Raw genomic sequence first — 6,496 nt, forward strand, 5'->3', positions numbered from 1 at the left:
GAAGTGAAGAGCAGATAGGCTCCCTACGAGCCTACCCACCCTGGGGGTTTGGTACTAAACCAAGTGTGATTAGATAGCCGCTTTCACTGCTTTCGCTAGCTTGGCTGCCGCTTCTTTTGGATCGGCGTCTTTCTCGTTGAAGAAGTTAGTCACAACGTCATAGATAGCGCCTTGAGCGTAGCTTGTCGTTGCTAGGCCGTGAGCCATACTTGGTACAAGGTCGCCAGATTCCGCACTCGCTTTGAAGGTTGCCATTGAGTCCAACGCACATTGGTCGAACTTAGACATGTCCATATCGAGGCGCACTGGAATCGAGCCTTTGTTTAGGTTGAAGACTTCTTGGAAATCTTTGGTAAGAATGGTTTTCGCTAGGTCTTGCTGCGCCTTTTGGTTTTCTTTGTCGCTTAACTCAAAGAACGCAAAGCTATCGATATTGAAAGTAAATTGGCCGTCAGTACCTGGAGCTGGTGCACAGATGTAATCTTTACCCGGCACTTTGCCTGCCGCAGTAAATTCACCTTTCGCCCAGTCACCCATGATTTGCATTGCAGCTTCGCCATTGATAACCATAGAGGTTGCGACGTTCCAATCACGACCTGGAGAGTTACTGTCGATGTAGTCACGCATCTTTTTAAACTTGGTGAACACTTCCACCATTTTGTCGCCAGACAATACGTCCATATCAAGTTCAACGAATGCTTTGTTGTAATCTTCACTGCCTAGAACATCAAGTGCCACAGCTTCAAAGACTGTCGCGTCTTGCCAAGGTTGACCACCGTGAGCCAGTGGAATGAAGCCCGCCGCTTTGATCTTGTCTGCAGCAACAAAGAATTCATCTAATGTCGTTGGAACCGTAACGCCTGATTTTTCTAAAACAACAGGGTTCGCCCAAAGCCAGTTAACGCGGTGAACGTTGACAGGAACCGCTACATATTCGCCGTCCCACTTCATCACTTTAGTGACAACTTCTGGCAGTAGTTCATCCCACTGTTCTTGTTTCGCTGTTGCATCGAGAGACGTCAGAAAACCTAAACCACCCCACTCTTGAATATCATGACCTTTGATCTGCGCAGCAGATGGAGGGTTACCCGATACTGCTCGCGTTTTTAAAACAGTCATCGCACTTTCACCGCCGCCACCAGCAACTGCGAAGTCTTTCCAAGTATGGCCTTGTTGTTCAATCATCTCTTTCAGTACAGCAGCGGATTTCGCTTCGCCACCGGCAGTCCACCAGTGAAGCACTTCCACTTCACCAGCTTGAGAAAATGTTGAGGCAGTAAGAAGAGATAGAGTAAGTAGGGTTTTATTGATTTTCATTATTATCTTCCATGTTTAGCGGACTCGACGTCCGGTTCAATAAAGAGTCTACTTATTCTGATTGATAAGATTGAAACAAAAGGTAATCTCAATGTAACATAATTGTTACATTACACTTCTAAGCCTCTAGGGATATAGACTTTGGCTTCTAAGCCACCTTGAGAGGAGTTGCGAATAATGAGATCTCCGCCGTGTCCATGCAGGATATTTCGGCAGATCCCGAGCCCTAAACCATGTCCTTGGTCGTCGGTTGCAAGCCTAAAGTAGGGTTCAAAAACCAGCTCTAACTTGTCTTCAGGGATACCTTTGCCGTGATCCTGAATCGTCACAATGACCCACACTGAATCACTGCTGATATCGACTTCGGCGGATTGTCCATATTTCACAGCATTGTCGATAAGATTGGTGAGCACGCGTTTAATCGCTAAAGGTTTAGCTACCAAAGGCTCAATCACAGCAGGTTCAAACTCGACCTGAGTTTGGTATTGATTGTGTAATTCAATCACGGAGAGCATCATATCGTTGAGATCGATAATGGCATTGTTTTCGTGGAGGTCTGTGTCTCTTACCGCTTGTAATGCCCCCTTCACCATCATCTCAAGCTCATCCAAATCCTTGTTGAACTTGTCTTTCTTGACCTCACTTTCCAATAGCTCGGTTCGAAGCCTTAAACGGGTGATTGGCGTCTTCAAGTCATGAGAGATAGCCGAGAACAAATGCTCTCGGTCGGCAACATAGCGACGAATGCGCTGCTGCATGCGATTAAAGGCTCGAGTTGCCGTAACCAGTTCCGTTGCCCCTTCTTCGTTAAGCGGAGGCTGCTGAATATCCATGCTCATTTCATTGGCCGCCCTTGCTAGCTTTTTAAGCGGGCGTACTTGGCGGCGAATCATTAAGTAGGTCAACACCAGCAGAATCAGAGTTGAAGAGAGCAAGAAGATCACCTGTTCACGACCAAGAATGGTGTCATCCAGTTTTACGTAGGGTGCAGGCAACAGCGCGGCAATGTAGACCCATTCATGACTGGCTAGCTCTATCTGAACGACCAAAATAGGCGGATTAAGAGGCTCTAAGGTTAAGGTGTGATGTGCCCACGATCGAGGGAGATCACTCAAATAGATATCATTTTTAAGTAAGCGAAGGTGTTCTGGACGTGAAAAATCTACCCGAACTGATTCGACTTTATTGAGCTTGCTACTCAAAACGCTTTCTATGGCTTCTATCGAGGCCGTTTTTAAACGAGTATCGGGAATGGGGTCCACAATCAGCGCCTCTTTGTTGAAAGAGACGAAGAAGCGCGTACCGCCCATATTTCGAATTTGGTCTAACACGATATGGCGATATTTGACGGGCAAAGACTGGAAGAAAGTCACCGTTGAAGCAAACATGTTCGCCATGCTCGATGAGGCCGAACGAATCCCTTCCAGTTCCTTGTGTTTGGATTCGCTATACCAAATGGAGGTTGCGATACCTTGCGCGATGACGACGGCTAGCAAGGTCAAAAGCAAGGTTCGAGCAACTAAGGAGTTTGGCTTTAAACTTCTCAACCACTTCATGCTCAGTGCTCATATTGAACAGGCACAGCAAGGATATAGCCGTTGCCACGCATGGTTTTAATGTAGTGCGGGTATTTAGCGCTATCGCCCAATCGGCTCCTCAGTCGACTAAGCTGTACATCAATGCCGCGCTCAAAAGGCAGCGCTTCACGGCCTCTGGTGGCAAAAGAGATAGTATCTCGGTCTAACACTTCATTAGGGCGAGTAAGGAACAACATTAACAGTGAGAAGTCACTGCCCGATAAGTCCATTTCTTCTGAGCTTTCATTGTGAGAAATTCGATGAGCTAGGGTATCGAGCGTCCAATCACCAAAGATAATCTGTTTAGGCAATGAATCACTCGGCTTATCATCGACAACTTGAACACGGCGTAACAGGGCTTTGATACGCGCCATTAACTGGCGAGGGCTAAACGGCTTAGCGATGTAATCATCCGCACCAATTTCTAAGCCAATGATCTGATCAGTTTCATCCGATACCGCAGTCAACATGATGATAGGCACATTCGATTGCTTACGGACGCGTTGACACAAAGTAAAACCATCGTCACCGGGCAGCATCACATCAAGCAGAATCAGATCAGGGTAACCTTGGTTTTGCAGATGAGTTTCTAGTTCAACACCGTCTCCTACAGAAGAGACATCGAAACCCGATTTTGTGAGGTACTCTTCCAGCAGCTCGCGGATTTCTTGGTCATCATCCACCACGAGAATTCGAGTATTTGTTGGCATCGCCCAAACCTATTAAATTTACAACTTATTCACATAGTGTATAGGCAGGTTGAGCATTTGATTATTGATATGTTTGTAAAATTAGAAGAACAAACAGACAGAGATCACAACTAAGTGACCTCTATCTGCTCGTTTAATTAGACGAATCACTTTACGACGAGCAGCTGATCTCCATCGCTTTGCCCCATTCTGGCGGTAACGCCGCTAAATGTTCGTAATCAGGATGTTCCGCATAAGGATCTGCCAACACCACCATTAATGCATCAATATCACTGCTATCACCACGTTCGGCTTTATCTATCGCAAGCTGAGCTAGGTAGTTTCTGAGGATATATTTAGGGTTTATCTGTCTCATCTTTTCGCAGCGCTCTACAGCTGAACACTCCTCAAGTTCACAACGCTGCAAGTAGTTATCTAGCCATAACTTCGCTGCATCACGATCGATAACTAAATCAATCACCTCCTGTGGCGGCAAGGTGTCCAAGTTCGACAACATTCTAAAGAACCTTGGATAATCCACTTTATTTTGCGACATCAACTCGAACATCGATTCAAACAAGCGACTGTCACCTTCTTGTTTCGAAAGTAGTCCAAGTTTTCTGCGCATCATCTGGCTAAAGTACCCGTTCATTTGTGGTTCGTACTGCTCAAGTGCCGCTTCTAGATCTGCCCTCTCGATCAGCGGTGACAATGAATGCGCCAACGCAGATAGATTCCACATCCCGATTCTTGGCTGTTGATTAAAAGCGTAACGGCCTTGGTAGTCAGAATGATTACAGATCAACCTTGGGTCGTATTCATCAAGAAACGCGAACGGACCGTAATCGAAAGTTTGGCCGATGATCGACATGTTGTCGGTATTCATTACCCCATGAGCAAAACCATTCGCTTGCCACAACGCCACCATTTCCGCAGTACGATCAACAATCTGATTAAACATGGCTGCGTAGGGTTTCTCTTCACCGAGGCACTCAGAAAAATGCCATTCAATCACTTTATCGGCCAGCAGCTTATGCTCAGCCAATTGGTTGGTATAAAAAAGGTGTTCAAAGTGGCCGAAACGGATGTGTGATTCAGCAGCACGCACCAACAATGCGCCCCACTCTTGCTTCTCGCGGTACACTGGTGTGTCACTGGCCATCATGGCCAACGCACGTGTGGTTGGGATGTTAAGCCCTGCCATCGCTTCGCTACAAAGATACTCACGCACAGTCGATCGGATAACCGCACGTCCATCTCCCATTCGCGAGTAAGGTGTTTTACCTGCACCTTTTAGGTGTAGATCGAATGTTTCACCACTTTTAGCGACAATTTGAGCTAATAATAGCCCTCTTCCATCACCTAAGTCTGGATTGTAAGAACCAAATTGGTGGCCTGCGTATTTCATTGCTACTGGTGAGAATTGCTCAGGTTCAACATTGCCCGATAACGTCTCAAGCAACTCTTCGGATACATCTTCAAATGACGGAAAGCCGAGCTCTCTCGCAAGGTTGTGGTTCCATGCAAGCCATTGAACATTGCTTAACGGTGTTGGTTGAATTGGGGTATAGAACAGTCGAGGTAAAGCCGTAAATCGATTGTTAAATGAAATAGAATCCCAGACAGACATGAGAGGCACACAGTAGATAAAAGATAACCTAAGATTATCACAGTTTTGTAACAACTTCAGAGATGCAATTGCGCTTGTTTATAGAGGAAGATGAAGACTAGGGAGTAAATTACGAGGGGATCTTACTAAGAAAAGTTAAGTGGCTAGCCTGATGAGAAAAGCCACATTTATGAGAGAATGAGTTCTAACTTTGAAGACTTTTTAACAAGTGATTTCATAATAAAAACTGGGAATATAGAGCCATGAAGCTGACTACATTAGAGCAAGAATACCCACTAGAGAAAGGGTAGAGAAAATCCAAGTACGACTGATTACGCCAAAATTACTGTGTTGAATCATTTCTTGATGCTGCATATGTCTCTCCTTGAGAACGTGATGGTGTAACTACAATATATCGGCTTTTCGCCAAAAGCAGCAAGCACATTAATATTAACCTTTTATGACAGCATTAAGAATATTCTGTAATCATTCACCTCTCTGATAAAACAGAAAGTTATGCTCGACTGGTCGTCGAAAGCAGTGCCCCAGCCCCAATAAAGACGCCTCCAGTGACGCGATTAAAAGCCTTAGCCCGGCCTTTGGCAAACAACCAATTTGACGACTTCGCGCCCAAGTAGGCATACACTAATAACCAAGACAACTCCATTACAGCAAAGGTCAACGCAAACACAGCAAACTGAGGAAACAGAGCAAGTGACGGGTCGATAAACTGAGGGAAAAGTGCGGTAAAAAATAGAATCGCTTTCGGGTTACTCGCGCCAACAATAAAACCACTTAGGTAGTGTTGCACCGCGCTTTCTTTAACAAGCTGAGAATCGGTTTGTTGACTGGATAGATTGTCATAGTCTTGTTGGCTAGAACGCAATGATTTCCAACCGAGGTAAATAAGATAGGCTGCACCAGTCCATTTGATAATGTTAAAAACCACTTCCGACGAAGCGATAATCACACCCAAACTAGTAAACGATAACGTCAGAATGCCAGTAATCGCAGTTAAGCTACCCAACGCAGTAAATATCGATAATTTAAAGCCAGATTGCACACCTTTAGTCATGCACAACAAGGAACTTGGGCCTGGTGATGCCGTTAAGATCAACACCGCTAATAAATAATAAATCCATGTATCAAAGCTCATCGTGAATTCTCCTTAACTCACTAAAACGACTAATTATTAAACACCAATATGTAATAAGCCCTCATATTAATCAACCAAATATTGCGCTTAACGTCTTCGATATGAATACAAACATCTCTAATCTAGGCAATAAAAAAGGTTCATCGCG

General features: G+C 45.0%; 5 protein-coding genes. All 5 read right to left on the bottom strand.

Annotated features, from left to right (window positions below; all coding sequences use genetic code 11):
- Window positions 1–69 precede the first annotated feature (69 nt).
- Window positions 70–1,317: an ABC transporter substrate-binding protein gene (locus BCT34_RS22225; protein WP_076654740.1), complete on the bottom strand. Its 1,248-nt coding sequence runs from the start codon at window positions 1,315–1,317 to the stop codon at window positions 70–72.
- 110 nt (window positions 1,318–1,427) lie between these two features.
- Window positions 1,428–2,873, bottom strand: a complete 1,446-nt coding sequence (locus BCT34_RS22230; RefSeq protein WP_076654741.1) for an ATP-binding protein — start codon at window positions 2,871–2,873, stop codon at window positions 1,428–1,430.
- Between the two features lie 2 nt (window positions 2,874–2,875).
- Window positions 2,876–3,604 carry a response regulator gene (locus tag BCT34_RS22235; protein ID WP_076654742.1) on the bottom strand — a complete coding sequence of 243 codons (729 nt, stop codon included), beginning with the start codon at window positions 3,602–3,604 and terminating at the stop codon, window positions 2,876–2,878.
- Between the two features lie 151 nt (window positions 3,605–3,755).
- Window positions 3,756–5,213: a protein adenylyltransferase SelO gene (locus tag BCT34_RS22240; RefSeq protein WP_076654743.1), complete on the bottom strand. Its 1,458-nt coding sequence runs from the start codon at window positions 5,211–5,213 to the stop codon at window positions 3,756–3,758.
- Between the two features lie 493 nt (window positions 5,214–5,706).
- Entirely contained in the window at window positions 5,707–6,348 is a 642-nt protein-coding gene (locus tag BCT34_RS22245) for a LysE family translocator (protein WP_076654744.1), read from the bottom strand.
- Window positions 6,349–6,496: the final 148 nt, after the last annotated feature.

The organism is Vibrio sp. 10N.261.45.E2, from assembly GCF_002875705.1.
Classification (GTDB): Bacteria; Pseudomonadota; Gammaproteobacteria; order Enterobacterales; family Vibrionaceae; genus Vibrio.